The organism is Streptomyces sp. NPDC034099, from assembly GCF_055575415.1.
Genome location: NZ_JBVISR010000006.1, coordinates 442,502 through 457,405, shown reverse-complemented (window position 1 = coordinate 457,405; position 14,904 = coordinate 442,502). Strand labels below are relative to the sequence as shown.

At 72.6% G+C, this 14,904-nt stretch carries 12 protein-coding genes and 1 pseudogene; 7 read left to right on the top strand and 6 right to left on the bottom strand.

Annotated features, from left to right (window positions below):
* Positions 1 to 1,119, top strand: a 1,119-nt coding sequence (locus tag ACZ56V_RS20655) for a cytochrome c oxidase subunit I (protein ID WP_468944098.1), incomplete at its 5' end; no start/stop codon positions are given.
* Positions 1,116 to 1,481, top strand: a complete 366-nt coding sequence (locus ACZ56V_RS20650; RefSeq protein ID WP_468944095.1) for a hypothetical protein — start codon at positions 1,116 to 1,118, stop codon at positions 1,479 to 1,481. The genes ACZ56V_RS20655 and ACZ56V_RS20650, both read left to right, overlap by 4 nt.
* On the opposite strand, the gene ACZ56V_RS20645 is transcribed toward ACZ56V_RS20650, so the two are convergent.
* On the bottom strand, positions 1,482 to 2,144 hold the full coding sequence (locus ACZ56V_RS20645) for a TetR/AcrR family transcriptional regulator (RefSeq protein ID WP_467382349.1): 663 nt from the start codon (positions 2,142 to 2,144) through the stop codon (positions 1,482 to 1,484).
* A gap of 189 nt (positions 2,145 to 2,333) precedes the next feature.
* Between ACZ56V_RS20645 and ACZ56V_RS20640 the strand changes: the two genes are divergently transcribed.
* Positions 2,334 to 3,587: a YncE family protein gene (locus ACZ56V_RS20640; RefSeq protein ID WP_467382348.1), complete on the top strand. Its 1,254-nt coding sequence runs from the start codon at positions 2,334 to 2,336 to the stop codon at positions 3,585 to 3,587.
* Positions 3,588 to 3,827: 240 nt separating this feature from the next.
* Here ACZ56V_RS20640 and ACZ56V_RS20635 read toward each other — a convergent pair whose 3' ends face one another.
* Complete coding sequence (locus tag ACZ56V_RS20635) at positions 3,828 to 4,328, bottom strand: metallophosphoesterase family protein (RefSeq protein ID WP_398908405.1); 501 nt, start codon at positions 4,326 to 4,328, stop codon at positions 3,828 to 3,830.
* Between the two features lie 149 nt (positions 4,329 to 4,477).
* On the opposite strand from ACZ56V_RS20635, the gene ACZ56V_RS20630 reads away from it, so the two are divergent.
* The gene (locus ACZ56V_RS20630) at positions 4,478 to 5,062 is read left to right on the top strand and encodes a hydrolase (protein ID WP_467382347.1); all 585 of its coding nucleotides are present in this window, start codon (positions 4,478 to 4,480) and stop codon (positions 5,060 to 5,062) included.
* Between the two features lie 14 nt (positions 5,063 to 5,076).
* Here ACZ56V_RS20630 and rfbB read toward each other — a convergent pair whose 3' ends face one another.
* The 4 genes and pseudogenes from rfbB to ACZ56V_RS20610 form a co-directional block, all read right to left on the bottom strand.
* Positions 5,077 to 6,051: a dTDP-glucose 4,6-dehydratase gene (gene rfbB, locus ACZ56V_RS20625; RefSeq protein ID WP_398908402.1), complete on the bottom strand. Its 975-nt coding sequence runs from the start codon at positions 6,049 to 6,051 to the stop codon at positions 5,077 to 5,079.
* A 441-nt stretch (positions 6,052 to 6,492) separates the two neighbouring features.
* A pseudogene (locus ACZ56V_RS20620) lies at positions 6,493 to 6,906 on the bottom strand (CBS domain-containing protein); the annotation flags it as partial.
* A 92-nt stretch (positions 6,907 to 6,998) separates the two neighbouring features.
* The gene (locus ACZ56V_RS20615) at positions 6,999 to 9,485 is read right to left on the bottom strand and encodes a SpoIIE family protein phosphatase (protein ID WP_468944089.1); all 2,487 of its coding nucleotides are present in this window, start codon (positions 9,483 to 9,485) and stop codon (positions 6,999 to 7,001) included.
* A 206-nt stretch (positions 9,486 to 9,691) separates the two neighbouring features.
* The gene (locus tag ACZ56V_RS20610) at positions 9,692 to 10,978 is read right to left on the bottom strand and encodes a S1 family peptidase (RefSeq protein WP_468944086.1); all 1,287 of its coding nucleotides are present in this window, start codon (positions 10,976 to 10,978) and stop codon (positions 9,692 to 9,694) included.
* A 581-nt stretch (positions 10,979 to 11,559) separates the two neighbouring features.
* On the opposite strand from ACZ56V_RS20610, the gene ACZ56V_RS20605 reads away from it, so the two are divergent.
* The 3 genes from ACZ56V_RS20605 (at position 11,560) to ACZ56V_RS20595 (ending at position 14,903) form a co-directional block, all read left to right on the top strand.
* On the top strand, positions 11,560 to 11,775 hold the full coding sequence (locus tag ACZ56V_RS20605) for a hypothetical protein (RefSeq protein ID WP_003978108.1): 216 nt from the start codon (positions 11,560 to 11,562) through the stop codon (positions 11,773 to 11,775).
* A 102-nt stretch (positions 11,776 to 11,877) separates the two neighbouring features.
* Positions 11,878 to 12,684 carry a biotin/lipoyl-containing protein gene (locus ACZ56V_RS20600; protein ID WP_398908396.1) on the top strand — a complete coding sequence of 269 codons (807 nt, stop codon included), beginning with the start codon at positions 11,878 to 11,880 and terminating at the stop codon, positions 12,682 to 12,684.
* The gene (locus tag ACZ56V_RS20595) at positions 12,681 to 14,903 is read left to right on the top strand and encodes an NHLP family bacteriocin export ABC transporter peptidase/permease/ATPase subunit (RefSeq protein ID WP_468944081.1); all 2,223 of its coding nucleotides are present in this window, start codon (positions 12,681 to 12,683) and stop codon (positions 14,901 to 14,903) included. The genes ACZ56V_RS20600 and ACZ56V_RS20595 overlap by 4 nt, the downstream gene beginning before the upstream one ends.
* Position 14,904 lies beyond the last annotated feature (1 nt).

The window sequence follows — 14,904 nt, the reverse complement described above, 5'->3', positions numbered from 1 at the left end:
TTCATCACCACGATCATCTGCATGCGCGCGCCCGGCATGACCATGTTCCGCATGCCGATCTTCACCTGGAACGTGCTGCTGACCGGTGTGCTGGTCCTGCTGGCCTTCCCGGTGCTGGCCGCGGCCCTGTTCGCGCTGGAGGCCGACCGCAAGTTCGGTGCCCACATCTTCGACTCGTCCAACGGCGGGGCGTTGCTGTGGCAGCACTTGTTCTGGTTCTTCGGGCATCCGGAGGTGTACATCATCGCGCTGCCGTTCTTCGGCATCGTCAGTGAGATCATCCCGGTCTTCTCCCGCAAGCCGATCTTCGGCTACATGGGCCTGATCGGCGCGACGATCGCGATCGCGGGTCTGTCGGTGACGGTGTGGGCGCACCACATGTACGTCACGGGCGGCGTGCTGCTGCCGTTCTTCTCCTTCATGACCTTCCTGATCGCGGTCCCGACCGGTGTGAAGTTCTTCAACTGGATCGGCACCATGTGGAAGGGCTCGCTGTCCTTCGAGACACCGATGCTCTGGTGCACCGGCTTCCTGATCACCTTCCTCTTCGGCGGGCTGACCGGGGTGATGCTGGCATCGCCTCCCATCGACTTCCACGTGTCCGACTCGTACTTCGTGGTGGCGCACTTCCACTACGTGGTGTTCGGCACCGTGGTGTTCGCGATGTTCGCCGGCTTCCACTTCTGGTGGCCGAAGTTCACCGGCAAGATGCTGGACGAGCGCCTGGGCAAGATCACCTTCTGGACGCTGTTCACGGGCTTCCACGGCACGTTCCTGGTCCAGCACTGGCTGGGCGCGAACGGCATGCAGCGCCGGATCCCGGACTATCTGGCGGTGGAGGGGCTGACGGCGCTCAACACCGTGTCGAGTGTCTTCTCCTTCCTGCTCGGCATGTCGCTCCTGCCGTTCTTCTACAACGTCTGGAAGACCGCCAAGTACGGCAAGAAGATCGAGGTGGACGACCCGTGGGGCTACGGCCGTTCGCTGGAGTGGGCGACCTCCTGCCCGCCGCCGCGGCACAACTTCCGCACGCTGCCGCGCATCCGCAGCGAGTCCCCCGCCTTCGACCTGCACCACTCCCCCGCGGCAGGCGCCGAGCGGGAGCTGACCCTCCGGTGACCGGCGGGGAGGGCCGTCCCGCGGCCGCCCGGGTGCTCATCAGCGAGATCGAGGGCCATCTGCTCGTCGCCGCCACCCGTGCGGAGGGGCGCACGGCCGCCGCACGCTTCACGGCGCCCTTCGACTGGCTGGGCGACGACCGGCGCCGCGAGGTGGAGGAACGATTCGAGGCCGAGTACCTCGCGCTCGCCCGGAGTTCCTGGCAGCGCACGGCCGAGCGCGCGGGGCGGCTGCGCGGGGAGTACGAGGAGCGGTACCGCGCGCTGCGGCGCCGGCTGCTGGCCGGATTCCTGCTGGGGGCGGGCGCGGTGCTCGGGTGCGCGGGCGCCCTGGTCCTGGTCCTGGTCCTGGGGCGGGGGTAGTCAGCGCGCCGTCGGGATCCAGCCGGGTGGGCGCAGCAGGGACAGGAGCTGGCGGACCAGTTCCTCGACGACCTCGTCGAGAGTGGCGTCCACCCAGCCGGCGCTGTAGTCGTGCAGCAGGCCGTTGACGCCGCCGATGAACGCGGTGGCGGCGAGCCGGTAGTCGCGGGGTGCCGCCTCCCCGCGCAGGGCTGCCGACCGGGCCTCGGCGCAGATGAGGTCGACCCAGCGGGCGCGGCGGGCCAGCCGTTGCTCCTCCAGGCGCGGGCTGACGCCGATGATCTCCACGAAGGTGATGCGGACGCGGCGCGGATCGGCGGTGACGTCGGCGGCGTAGGCGCGGAAGATCGCGGCGGCGCGCTCGGGGAGCGGCAGGTCGCGGGTGGCCTCGGCCGCGGTGCGGACGGCGTCCTCGGCCCAGGCGTTGACCTGGAGGTGGAGTGCGGCGAGCACGTCCTCCAGGGTGCGGAACTCCTCGTAGAACTGGCGGGTGGACAGGCCGGCGGCGTCGCTGAGGGCCGCGACGGTCGTGGCCCGGTAACCGGGGGTGTCGCCGAACAGCTGGAGCGCGGCGTCGAGGAAGCGCCGGCGGCGTTCGGCCTGGCGCTGCGCGGCCGACTTGCCGCCGTAGCGGCCCGTCGGCGCCCTGAGCCTGCCCGTCACCCGCTGCCTCCTCGTGTCAACTCCCGGCCGTGCGGCTGATTTTGTCGTGTCCGCGGCCTTGTGGAGAAGGGCACCCATTCCTTACTTTGCAGTAAGTTCACTCTGAAAGCGGCTGTGTTCAGATTGCGCGCTCCATCGCTCCAGCGCTCCATCGCCCCCACACCACGCCCCCTGCCGGAGGAGAGCAGCATGCCCGCCTTCACGACCAGGCACCTCGGCGCCGTCGCCGCCGCACTCGCCCTGACCGTCGCCGCCCCCGCCGCCACGGCCTCGGCCGCCCCGGACGCCCGCGCCGGCCTGCGCGAGGTGATGTTCGTCGGGAACAACTGGGACGGCACCGCGGACGTCATCCGGTCCACCGGCGACTTCGCCGGGATCGGCCGTATCAACGTCGTCCCGGACAGGGCGGAGCGGATGGCGGAGATCAACGCCGACCCGATCAAGTGGATCTACTTCCAGGCCATCCGCAACGGCGTCGGCGAGGGACACGACCAGCTCGTCGACGACATGTACTCGACGCCGGACGGCACCTCGGTGGTCGTCTCCCGGCCGAGCTTCGCCGACGTGGTCTCCGTCGACCTCGCCACCGGCGACATCAACTGGCGCTTCCCCGTCTCGGGTTACCGCTCCGACCACATGGCGGTCTCCCCCGACGGCACCCGGGTCGCCGTCTCGGCGTCGACCTCCAACACCGTGCACGTCCTGGACATCGAGACGGGCCGGCAGGTCGGCTCGTTCGGCACGGGCGACAAGCCCCACGAGAACATCTTCAGCCGCGACGGCAGGTACATCTGGAACATGTCCATCGGCGAGGTGAACACCGCGCTCGACGCCCCCTGGCTCGACTGGACGAAGGGCGACCGGCGCATCACGGTCGTGGACGCGAAGACGTACAAGCAGGTCAAGGTCATCGACATGCGCGAGCGACTCGACGCGATCGGCCTCGGCGACTACTCGGACGCGGTGCGGCCCGCCGTCTTCTCGCCCGACGAGTCCAAGCTGTACTTCCAGGTGTCGTTCTTCAACGGCTTCTTCGAGTACGACGTCGCCACCGACCGGATCACCCGGACGAAGACCCTGCCGAAGAACCCCGCCACGAGCGAGGACCGCACCACCTGGGTCAACGACTCGCGCCACCACGGTCTCTCGATGAGTCCGGACGGCGCCAGGATCTGCGTCGCGGGCACGATGGACGACTACGCGACGGTCGTCGACCGCGGCACGCTGCGGGAGGGCCCGCTGGTGGCCGCGGCCAAGCCGTACTGGGCCACGGTCAGCGGCGACGGCCGGTACTGCGTGGTCTCCGAGAGCGGCGCCGACCAGGTCACGGCGATCGACTTCGCCACCGGCGAGAAGTCGGTCTCCGTCCCCGTCGGCGACCACCCGCAGCGGGTCCGGATCGGCCACGTGGCGACGGACTGGACTGGGCCGTCGGCCGGCTGAGGCACCACACGGTCCGGGCCGGCGGAACACCCTCGCACGCAGGTGTGAGCCCGCTGGTCGTGGGTAGTCGCCCGGCAACGGACGAGGCATGCATGTCCCTCGACACCACAGCCCCGGAAGGAGGTCCGTGACAGCGCACTCCAGAAGAAGCGCCCGGGCCGCTTCCCGCGACACGGAGCGGCCCGGTCCGCACCGGGCGGCACCCCCACGGGTGCCGCCCGTCTCGCATCCGGCCCCTGCTCACCGTGGCGGCAGACGGTGCAGCTCGACCCCCTCCAGTCGGCCGTCGGCGACCGTGGCGGTCATATAGGTGCGGTACGGCTGACGGCGCCGGTCCGTCGGTGATCCCGGGTTGAGCAGTCGCAGACCGGTGGCCGCGGTGGTGTCCCAGGGGATGTGACTGTGCCCGAAGACGAGGACGTCGAGGTCGGGGAAGCGGGCGGCGCAGCGGGTCTCCCGCCCCTGCGCCGCCCCCGTCTCGTGGACGACGCCGAAGCGCAGGCCGTCGAGGTCGGCGTACGCCACCTCGGGCAGCCGGGCGCGCAGCTCGGGTCCGTCGTTGTTGCCGTGGACGCCGACGAGTCGGCGGCTGCGGCTCTCCAGCAGGTCGAGGGTGGCCGTGTCGACCCAGTCCCCCGCGTGCAGGACGACGTCCGCGCGCGGCAGCTCCGCCAGCAACGGCGCCGGCAGCTCCCTGGCGCGCTTGGGCAGGTGGGTGTCGGACGTGATCAGCAAACGCACGTCATCCAGCTTAATCGACAGGTAAAACTGTGCAGTCTCAGCTGGACAGTCTTACCTGTCGAATTTACGGTGGTGCCAGGCGCCGGTCGGGCCGGGCCGGGCAGCGGCGGTCTCCGCACCGTCACAGAACCACCGAAAGGCACCATCCCATGACCGTCACCGCCCTCGACCCCCGCACCGCGCTCGTCGTGATCGACCTCCAGGCCGGCATCGTCGCCGCGCCCACCGAGCCGTACACCGGCGCCGAGGTCGTCTCCCGGAGCGTCGAACTGGCCGAGGCCTTCCGCGCCCGCGACCTGCCCGTGGTGCTGGTCCGGGTCTCCTTCGCCGCCGACGGGGCGGACGCCGTTCCCGGCCGTACGGAGGCCGGCGGCGCGGCGGGCCCGCGGCCCGAGGGCTGGGACGTCGTCGTCGGCGAGCTGGCCGGGCACTCCGGCGACATCACCGTCACCAAGCGCAACTGGGGCGCCTTCCACGGCACCGGCCTCGACGTCCAGCTGCGCCGCCGCGGCGTCACCCAGATCGTGCTCTGCGGCATCGCCACCAGCATCGGTGTCGAGTCCACCGCCCGCGCCGCCCATGAACACGGCTACCACGTCACGCTCGCCACCGACGCGATGAGCGACATGAGCACCGAGGCGCACCGGGGCAGCATCGAGCGGATCTTCCCGCGCCTGGGCGAGACGGGCACGACGCGGGAGATCCTGGACCTGCTGGCCAAGACGCACGGCTGACGGGCCCGCGTCGCTCACACCGCGCCGGTGCGCCGCTTGAGCGGCTCCCACCAGGCCCGGTTGTCCCGGTACCAGGCGACGGTCTCGGCCAGCCCGGACGCGAAGTCGCGGCGGGGCCGGTAGCCCAGCTCCTCGCGGGCCTTGCTCCAGTCGAGCGAGTAGCGCAGGTCGTGGCCCTTGCGGTCCTCGACCCGCACGATCCGGTCCGGTCCCGCGCCGCAGGCGTCCAGGAGCAGACCGGTGAGGTCGCGGTTGCTCAACTCGGTGCCGCCGCCGAGGTTGTAGACCTCGCCGGCCCGGCCCCGGGTGCGCACCAGGTCGACTCCCCGGCAGTGGTCGTCGACGTGCAGCCAGTCGCGGACGTTGCGTCCGTCGCCGTAGAGCGGGACCCGGCGGCCGTCCAGGAGGTGGGTGACGAACAGCGGCACGAGCTTCTCGGGGAACTGGTGCGGGCCGTAGTTGTTGGAGCACCGCGTCACCCGTACGTCGAGGCCGTGGGTGCGGTGGTACGAGAGGGCCAGCAGGTCGCCGGACGCCTTCGAGGCGGAGTACGGGGAACTCGGCCGCAGGGGGTGCTCCTCGGTGGCCGAGCCGGAGTCGACCGAGCCGTAGACCTCGTCGGTGGAGACGTGGACGAAGGGCGCCACGCCGTGGCGCAGGGCGGCGTCCAGCAGGGTCTGGGTGCCGACGACGTTGGTGAGGACGAAGTCGGACGCGGCGTGGATCGAGCGGTCCACGTGGGACTCGGCGGCGAAGTGCACCACCTGGTCCGCCTCGGCCGTCAGCTTGTCCACCAGCGGCGCGTCGCGGATGTCGCCGTGCACGAACTCCAGCCGGGGGTGGCCGAGTTCGAGGTTGGCGGTGGTTCCGGCGTAGGTGAGGGCGTCCAGGACGGTGATCCGCGGTGCCCCCGGCTCGTCGGAGGCGAGGAGCGCCCGGACGTACCGGGAGCCGATGAATCCGGCGGCGCCGGTGACCAGGATGTTCATGAGCGGTTCCGTGCCTTGCTGGGGTCGGGGTGGGCGGTGCGGGGCGTCGGTGACGCTACCGGCGTGCTCTTCGGGGTCCGCGACCGGCCCGGGACGCGCACCGCGCCGGCACGGAGGCCGGCGCGCTGGACGGGGTCACCACCCTCGGGGCGTGTTCAGTCCTCGCCCCGGACGATGTTCGACTCCTGGCCCGGTTGCGGTGCGCGGGTGGCGCCGCCGTCCTCGACGGCCGGCACCCAGGTGCGCATCCCGCCCCTGCTCCGCAGGCGGCGGGCCTTCGACCAGCCTGTCTCCAGCCGACGGGCGGTGGTTTTGCCGCCGGTCTCCGTGGTCACGGGGCATCATCTTCCTTCTGGTTCCGCGTCTGGTGCGCTCGCCCGTCCGGGTCCCCGCGCGGAACGCCGCAAAACACGGGGCACATGTCTCGCGCGGGGCCCAGGGGTTGGGCCGGGCCACGCCGATGCCGCCCAGTGCCGACTCCGGATCGCGCTCCATGGCCAGGTCGCCGAGGGGGACGATGCCGACCGGACGGCCGTCGTCGACGACCGGGCCACGGCGTACGGCGTGCTCGCGCATCAGCCGGACGGCGTGGTCCAGCTCGTCGTCGGGCGGTACGGTGACCATGTCGTCGCTGCACGCGCCGGCCACGGTGGTCTGCTCCGGGTCGCCGCCCTCGGCGATCGACCGGACGACCAGGTCGCGGTCGGTGACCAGGCCGCGCAGCCGGTCGCCCTCCGTGACCGGGACGGCGCCGAGGTCCCGGTCGCGCATGATGCGGGCCACGGCCGTGACGGAGGTCAGCGGCTCGACGGTCACCGGATCGCCGGTCATGACGTCGCGGACGTACTGGGTCATGGGGTGTGCCTCCCTCTTTCCGGCTTCTTCGCTCGCTCGTGGCCCGGCCGGGCGGGTACCAGGCGGTGCGGCGGCCGATCCGCCGGGGACGCTCAGCCGACGTTCACCGGGACCTCGCTCCACACCTGCTTGCCCCCGCTGACCGGCAGCGTCCCCCAGGCCGCCGACATCGCCTCGACGAGGAGGACGCCGCGGCCGCCCGTGGCCTCCCAGCCGATGCTGGTCGGCTTGACGGGTGTGCGCGGCGAGGCGTCGGCGACCGCGACGCGCAGCCGGCCGCCGATCAGGGTGAGGTCGAGCCGCACCTGGCCGTCGGTGTGCACCAGGGCGTTGGTGACCAGCTCGGAGACGATCAGCAGGACGCCGTCGATGTCGGCGTCCGGTACCTCCCAGGAGCGCAGGGTGCGCCGGGTGAAGCGGCGGGCGTGCCGCACGGCCTCGGGCAGCCGCCACACCGACCAGCTCTCCCGCAGCGGGCGCAGTGCCATGCCGTCGTAGCGCACCAGCAGCAGGGCGACGTCGTCGTTGCGGCGGGCGTTGCCGAGCAGGGCGTCGGCGACGAGTCCCAGGTGGGCGGGGGCGGAGACGGCCAGGGCGTGCGCGAACCGGTCCATGCCCTCGTCGATGTCGGACTCCGGCGTCTCCACGAGGCCGTCCGTGGTGAGGGCGATCAGCGTGCCGGGCCGCAGCCGCAACGGGCTCATCGGGAAGTCGGCCTGCGTCACCACGCCGAGCGGCGGACCGCCCTCCACCTCCGCGATCTCCGTGGAGCCGTCGGGATGGCGCAGCACCGGCGGCAGGTGCCCGGCCCGCACGCACCAGGCGGAGCCCTCCTCCATGTCGAGGTCGACGTAGACGCAGGTGGCGAAGAGGTCGGTCTCCATGCCGGTCAGCAGCCGGTTGGCGTGGGAGACCACCACGTCCGGCGGGTGGCCCTCGACGGCGTAGGCACGCAGGGCGGTGCGCATCTGGCCCATGAGGGTGGCCGCGCCCGCGCTGTGGCCCTGGACGTCTCCGATGACCAGGGCCACGTGGTGGTCGGGCAGCGGGATCACGTCGTACCAGTCGCCGCCCAGCTCCAGGCCCGCCGTGCTGGGCAGGTAGCGGGCGACGGCGACCGCGCCGGGCAGCTTCGGCAGCCGGCGCGGCAGCAGCTGGCGCTGGAGCATGCCGACCAGTTCGTGTTCGGCGTCGAAGGCGTGGGCGCGCATCAGGGCCTGCCCGGCGAGGCCCGCGGAGGCGGTGAGCAGGGCGCGCTCGTCGGGACCGAAGTCGTGCGGGGTGTCCCAGCCGATCAGGCAGGCGCCGGCCATCCGGCCGCCCGCGGGCAGCGGCAGCACGGCCAGGCCGCCGGGGCCGACGTCGGCGAGGGCGGGTTCCAGGTCGCCGGTGCCGGCGGGCCAGATCCGGGCGCGTCCCTCACGCAGCGCGGCGGCGAGGGTGGGCATGGCCCGTACCGGGGCGTCCGGCCACTCGGTGCGCCACTCCAGGCGCCACAGCTCAGGCCAGGACTCGGGGTCGGGCGGGTCGAGGACGGTGACGACGAGCCGGTCGTTCTCCAGCTCGGCCAGCGCGATGCGGTCGGCCCTGAGCGGTCTGCGCAGGGCGGCCACGACGGCCTGGCTGACGTCGCGGACGGTCCCGGCGGTGGCGAGCGCGGCGGCGAGCCGCTGGACGCGGGCGACGTCGGTCACGTCCGGGCGCAGCGTGGAGGCGTCGGCGACGGTGCCGACCAGGAGGGTCGGCCTGCCGTCGCCGCCGGGCAGCAGGCGCCCGCTGAGCCGCAGCCACTTCGGCGGGCCGGTGGGCTGCAGCACCCGGAACTCCAGCTCGCGCTCGCCGATGGTCATGTGGTCGGACTCGGTCACCGACATCAGCGACGGCAGGTCCTCCGGCACGGTGAGGCCGAGCAGCGTCTCGACCTTGCCGTCGAACTCCTCGGGCGCGAGGCCGAACAGGCGCAGGATGTCGTCGCCGACCTCCGCCCGGCCGGTGTCCATGGCCAGGGTGAAGGCGTTCGGCCGGAGCTCACCGGCGTCGGCGGTCTCGGCGGGCCCGGGCGGGACGGGGCAGGTGATCGCCTCGGCGATCACCTCCAGGCAGGCGCGGCCGTCGGCGTCGAACCCGTCCGGGTGCTCGGTCAGGGCGAGGAGGCAGCCGCCGCCGTCCCCGCGCACCGGCAGGACGGCCAGCGAGAAGCCGCTCGACGGAACGTGCCGCGACTCCGCCGATCCGGCGAACTCCTCCGGCCCGATCCACACCGCCTCGCCGGCGCGGTGGGCGTCGGCGACCGGGGAGCCGCCCGCCGCGGGATAGCTGTCGCGTACGCCGTACAGGGTGCGCGGCGCTCCGGCCGACTCGACCAGGCAGAGCAGCTCGCGGTCGTCGCCGGGCGTGTAGAGCGCGGCGAGGGAGGCGCCCGCGAAGACCAGCGCCTGTTCGAGGACTCCGCGCAGCCGCTGCTCCGGCTGCGGACCGGCCGCGATCGCCTTCAGGGCGCCCTCGGCACGCAGCGTCCTCGGTCCGCGTTCCGGTGCGCCCTCTCTGACCACGTCGCCATTACAGCGCTTATGGGACATCTGCGCAGCCCCTACGGATCGGGTACCGGCGGCCAGGCGCACATCGGGGGCTCGCGGACAGCGGCTTCGAGCCCCCCGGCGGGGGCGGAGGGGCCGGGCACCTGCCGCCGACCACCACCCGCGGCCGGCGCGTCCATCGGAGAACCGGACCGCCGCCCGGCCCCGTCGGGGGTCGGACGGCGGTCCGGGGCGGGGCAGTGTTGGCGTCAGCCCGTCAGTCCCGAGCCGTCCCCGCCACCGACGGCCGCACCGTCACCCGAGTCACCCGCACCGCCGTCGGCCGCCTCTCCGGCACCGGCACCCGCGTCACCCGCACCCGCACCCGCACCGCCTGCGTCACCGCCGTCGCCCGCGTCTCCGGCACCGGCGTCGTCGCCCCCGAGGGTGGCGCCGACCGCCTCCAGGGCCGTGGTGACCGGCTGGAAGAAGGTCTCGCCCCCGGCCGTGCAGTCACCGCTGCCCCCGGAGGTCAGGCCGATCGCGAGGCCGTCCCGGGTGAACAGGGAGCCGCCGCTGTCGCCCGGCTCGGCGCAGACGTCGGTCTGTATGAGACCCGTGACGGTGCCCTCCGGGTAGTTGACGGTGGCGTCCAGGCCGAGGACCTGGCCGTCGGCCAGCCCGGTCGTGCTGCCCATGCGCAGGACCTGCTGGCCGACCGTCGCCTCGGCGGCCCCGCTGATCGGCAGGGTCTGGTCGCCGAGGTTGACCTCGCTCGGCGCCTCGGTCGCCGGGTCGTCGTAGGTGACGAGCGCGAAGTCGCCCTCGCCGGGGAAGACCGCCTGGTCGACGGTGGCCACCGGTTGCCCGTCCTGCGCGTCGGACCACTGGTCGGCCGCGACCCCGCAGTGACCGGCCGTCAGGAAGGCGGGCGAACCGTCGCCCGCGGTGACGTTGAAGCCGAGTGAGCAGCGCGCGCCGCCGCCGAAGATGGCGTCGCCGCCAGAGGCGAAGGTCTTGAAGGTGCCGGCGGACTTCCTGACCGTCGCCATGCCGGAGCCGAGGCCCTCGACGGTGGACTCCAGCCGGTCCCACCGGTCACCGGTGACGGTGCTGTCGGCGGTCACCAGGATCTTGTTGGTGCGCGGGTCGATCGCCCACGAGGTGCCCGGGATGCTCGCCTCGGACTTCAGGGTCCGCGCGCCGCTCCTCAGCTCGCCCATGGTGTTGTCGACCTCGCGGACCTCCGCGCCCGCCTTCTCGGCCTGCACGACGACCTGGTCGTTGTCGCCGGGGACGACGTTGACGACGAGCCGCTGCGCGCCGGAGTCGTAGTAGGAGCCCGCGAAGGTGTCGCCGAGCAGCCCGGCGAGCCGTGTGGCGAGATCCGACGCGTCCGCCGCCTTGAGCGTCCTGGGCGCGGCCGCGGCTCCGTCCGAGGAGCCGCCGTCCTGCGAGGCGTTGGCGTTCGGCAGCAGGATGGCGGCCGCGCCGAGCGCCACCACACCGCCCGCCGCCATCGCGGCCTTGCGTTTCGGGATTCGCTTGTGACTCAACCTACTCGACCTCCTGGGACCGGGGCCTGTGCCCGCCGGTCCGGCAGCTGTTGGGGGCGCCTGGACGGCTGTTGGTACGCAGGGGCCGACCGGGGCGTTCAGCCGGGCCGCCGCATCCCACCGGATCGCCACCCTCCGCATCCGCTCGGCGACGCGCTGTTCCGATCTCGGAGCGGAATGACCGCTTCAGCGAATCTGCACATCGACTGCCCAACCCGGTCACTCTCGTTGGCGCTTCTGCACAAGCCGGCGGCGGCCCGTACGCCTTTGGGCCCGGAGTGCCCCAATCCCCTCCCCGGAGGCAAGGGGTCGCACGGGCCGATGTCGCGCACCGTGTGAAGAAGTCGCCGCGAAGGCGTGCGCGCTCCTGCACGCTTGGGTGCCCGGGCGTCGCAAGTGCGCTGGTGAGGGCGGTGATTGATTGGAAGCCCGGACCGGCCGCGTGCTTTGATCCATCGCACCGCGGGGGCCGCGGAGGGCTCGGGAAACGGGCGCCCGGCGCCCGCGGTCGCGGCCGTCATCTGTCCCCAGAGGGGGCCGCTCCCCCCTTGTGAAATGGCTATACGAAGGGAAGTTCCATCATGAACTCCACCCCCCAGGTTGAGACCGTCGAGATCTCCGACGCCGACCTCGACAACGTCTCCGGCGGCCTGAACGTGAACGCCGTCGGCACCGTCACCGGCCTGGTGGACGGCATCGCCCCGGTCTCCGGCCTGCTCAACACGGCCGTCGGCACGGTCGAGGGTGTCACCGGCCTGAACACGGCCCCGGTCACGGGCCTGGTCGCCGGTCTCTGATCGCACCCTTGTGTCGCTGAGTCCCGGAGCCACCCAGGCTCCGGGACTTTTCGGCCGTTCTCCTCCTTCGGCCGTTCTCATCAAGCCCGGGATACGTCAGCCGTGCAGTTCCGCCAACAGGCCCTCGCCAAACTCCAGTCACCGGAGGAGCTCGATCTCCCGGTGCGTTTCGCCCGTCCCCAGGGCTGGCTGGTGCTGTCCGTGACCGTGGTCGCGATGGCCGCCGCGTCCGTGTGGGCGGTGGGCGGCTCGGTGACCTCCACGGTCGCCGCCCCCGCCATCCTCACCCACGGACAGGGCAGTTACCTGCTGCAGAGTCCCGTCTCGGGGCAGGTCACCGCGGTCCTGGCGCGCCCGGGGCAGCGGCTGGCCGCCGACGCCCCGGTGCTGAAGGTCCGCACCGCCAAGGGTGAGACGGTGGTCCGCTCGGTCGACGCCGGGCGGGTCAGCGCCCTCGCGGCCACCGTCGGGCAGATCATCAGTACCGGCGCGAACGTCGCCTCGGTCGAGAAGGTCGCCCACGCCGACGACCCCCTCTACGCCACCGTCTACGTCCCCGCCGAGAAGGCCGCCGCCATCCCCGCGCACGCCTCCGTCGACCTGACCGTCCAGTCGGTGCCGACGCAGCAGTACGGCGTCCTGCACGGCGAGGTGAAGGCCGTCGACCGCTCGGCCCAGTCGGCGCAGACGATCGGCGCGTTCCTCGGGGACAGCCAGCTCGGCGAGCAGTTCACCGAGGACGGCAGGCCGGTGGCCGTGACGGTGCGGCTGGACACCTCCAAGTCCACGAAGAGCGGCTACGAGTGGTCCTCGGCAAACGGGCCGCCGTTCGAGCTGACCTCCATGACCCTGGCCTCGGGCTCGATCCGGCTGGCCGACCAGCGTCCCGTCGATTGGCTGCTGCCGTGAGCACCGCACAGGAGCCCCGGGGCAGACGCCGCGCCGCCCCGCCGAGGCGCAGCGTGCCGAAGAGCCGCGCGAAGACCGTCCGCACACCCACCGTGCTCCAGATGGAGGCCGTGGAGTGCGGCGCGGCCTCCCTCGCTATGGTGCTGGGGCACTACGGCCGCCACGTCCCGCTGGAGGAGCTGCGGATCGCCTGCGGCGTCTCCCGCGACGGGTCCCGGGCTAGCAATCTGCTGAAGGCCGCCCGGAGTTACGGGTTCACCGCCAAGGGCATGCAGATGGACCTGGCCGCCCTCGCCGAGGTGACGGCCCCGGCCATCCTCTTCTGGGAGTTCAACCACTACGTCGTCTACGACGGCATGGGCCGCCGGTTCGGGCGGCGCGGGGTGTTCATCAACGACCCGGGCAAGGGCCGGCGTTTCGTGTCCCTGGAGGACTTCGACGGCAGCTTCACCGGGGTCGTGCTGACCATGGAGCCCGGCGAGGACTTCACCCGGGGCGGCCGCAAGCCCGGTGTGCTCGGCGCGATGCCGGCCCGGCTGCGGGGCACCGCCGGGACCCTGCCCGCCGCCGTGCTGGCGAGCCTGCTCCTGGTGGCGGTCGGCGCGGCGGTGCCCGCGCTCAGCCGCACCTACATCGACATGTTCCTGATCGGGGGGCAGACCTCGCTGCTCGGCGTGCTGTTCGCGTCGATGGGGGCCTGTGTGCTGCTCACGGTGGTGCTGACCTGGCTCCAGCAGGCCAACCTGCTGCACGGCCGCATCATCTCCTCCACCCTCTCCAGTGCCCGCTTCCTGCGGCACCTGCTGCGGCTGCCGGTCACCTTCTTCTCCCAGCGCAGTCCCGCCGACCTGGTGCAGCGCCTCCAGTCCAACGACGCCGTCGCCGAGACGCTGGCCCGCGACCTCGCCGCGGCGGGCGTGGACGCGATCGTGGTCGTCCTGTACGCCGTGCTGCTGTACACGTACGATCCGCAGCTCACCTTCGTCGGCATCGGCGTGGCCCTGCTCAACATCCTCGCGATGCGGGTCGTCATCCGGCTGCGCGCGACCCGTACGGCCAAGCTGCGGGCGGACACGGCGCGGCTGACCAACACCGCGTACACCGGCCTCCAGCTGATCGAGACGATGAAGGCGACCGGCGGCGAGGACGGCTACTTCCGCAAGTGGGCCGGCCAGCACGCCACCACGCTGGAGGAGCAGCAGCGGCTCGGGGTGCCGAGTGCCTGGCTGGGCGTGGTCGCGCCGACGCTGGCGACGCTCAACAGCGCCCTGATCCTGTGGATCGGCGGCATGCGGGCGGTCGAGGGCCACATCTCGGTCGGTCTGCTGGTCGCCTTCCAGGCGCTGGTGGTCCGCTTCACGGCCCCGCTGACCCGGCTGAACGGCGTCGCGGGCCGCATCCAGGACTTCGCGGCCGACGTGGCCCGGCTGAAGGACGTGGAGAACTTCCGGGCGGACCCGCTCTACGACCGCCCGGGCGGCGGCGACTCCACCCGTCGGCTGCACGGCCACGTCGAGCTGCAGAACATCTCCTTCGGCTACAACCCGCTCGACAAGCCGCTGCTCACCGGCTTCGACCTGACCGTCGGTCCCGGGCAGCAGGTGGCCCTGGTCGGCGGGTCGGGCAGCGGCAAGTCGACGGTGTCGCGGCTGATCTCGGGCCTGTACGCGCCCTGGGACGGCGTGATCCGCGTCGACGGGCAGCGGCTCGACGACATCCCGCGCGGGGCGCTGGCGTCCTCCGTCTCCTTCGTCGACCAGGACGTGTTCCTGTTCGAGGGCTCGGTGCGCGACAACGTGGCGCTGTGGGACCCGTCGATCCCCGACGACGCCGTGGTGGACGCGCTGAAGGACGCCGCGCTGTACGACGTGGTGATGCGCAGGCCCGGCGGCGTCCACAGCCCGGTCGAGCAGGACGGCCGCAACTTCTCCGGCGGGCAGCGCCAGCGCCTGGAGATCGCGCGGGCCCTGGTGCGCCGCCCCAGCATCCTCGTCCTGGACGAGGTGACCAGCGCGCTGGACGCGGAGACCGAGCTGGTGGTCATGGACAACCTGCGCCGGCGCGGCTGCGCCTGCGTGGTGATCGCGCACCGGCTCAGCACCGTGCGGGACAGCGACGAGATCGTCGTCCTGGAGCACGGCGCGGTGGTGGAGCGCGGGCGGCACGAGGAGCTGGTGGCGCGCGGTGGCGCGTACGCGGCCCTGGTCAGGGAGCGGTGAG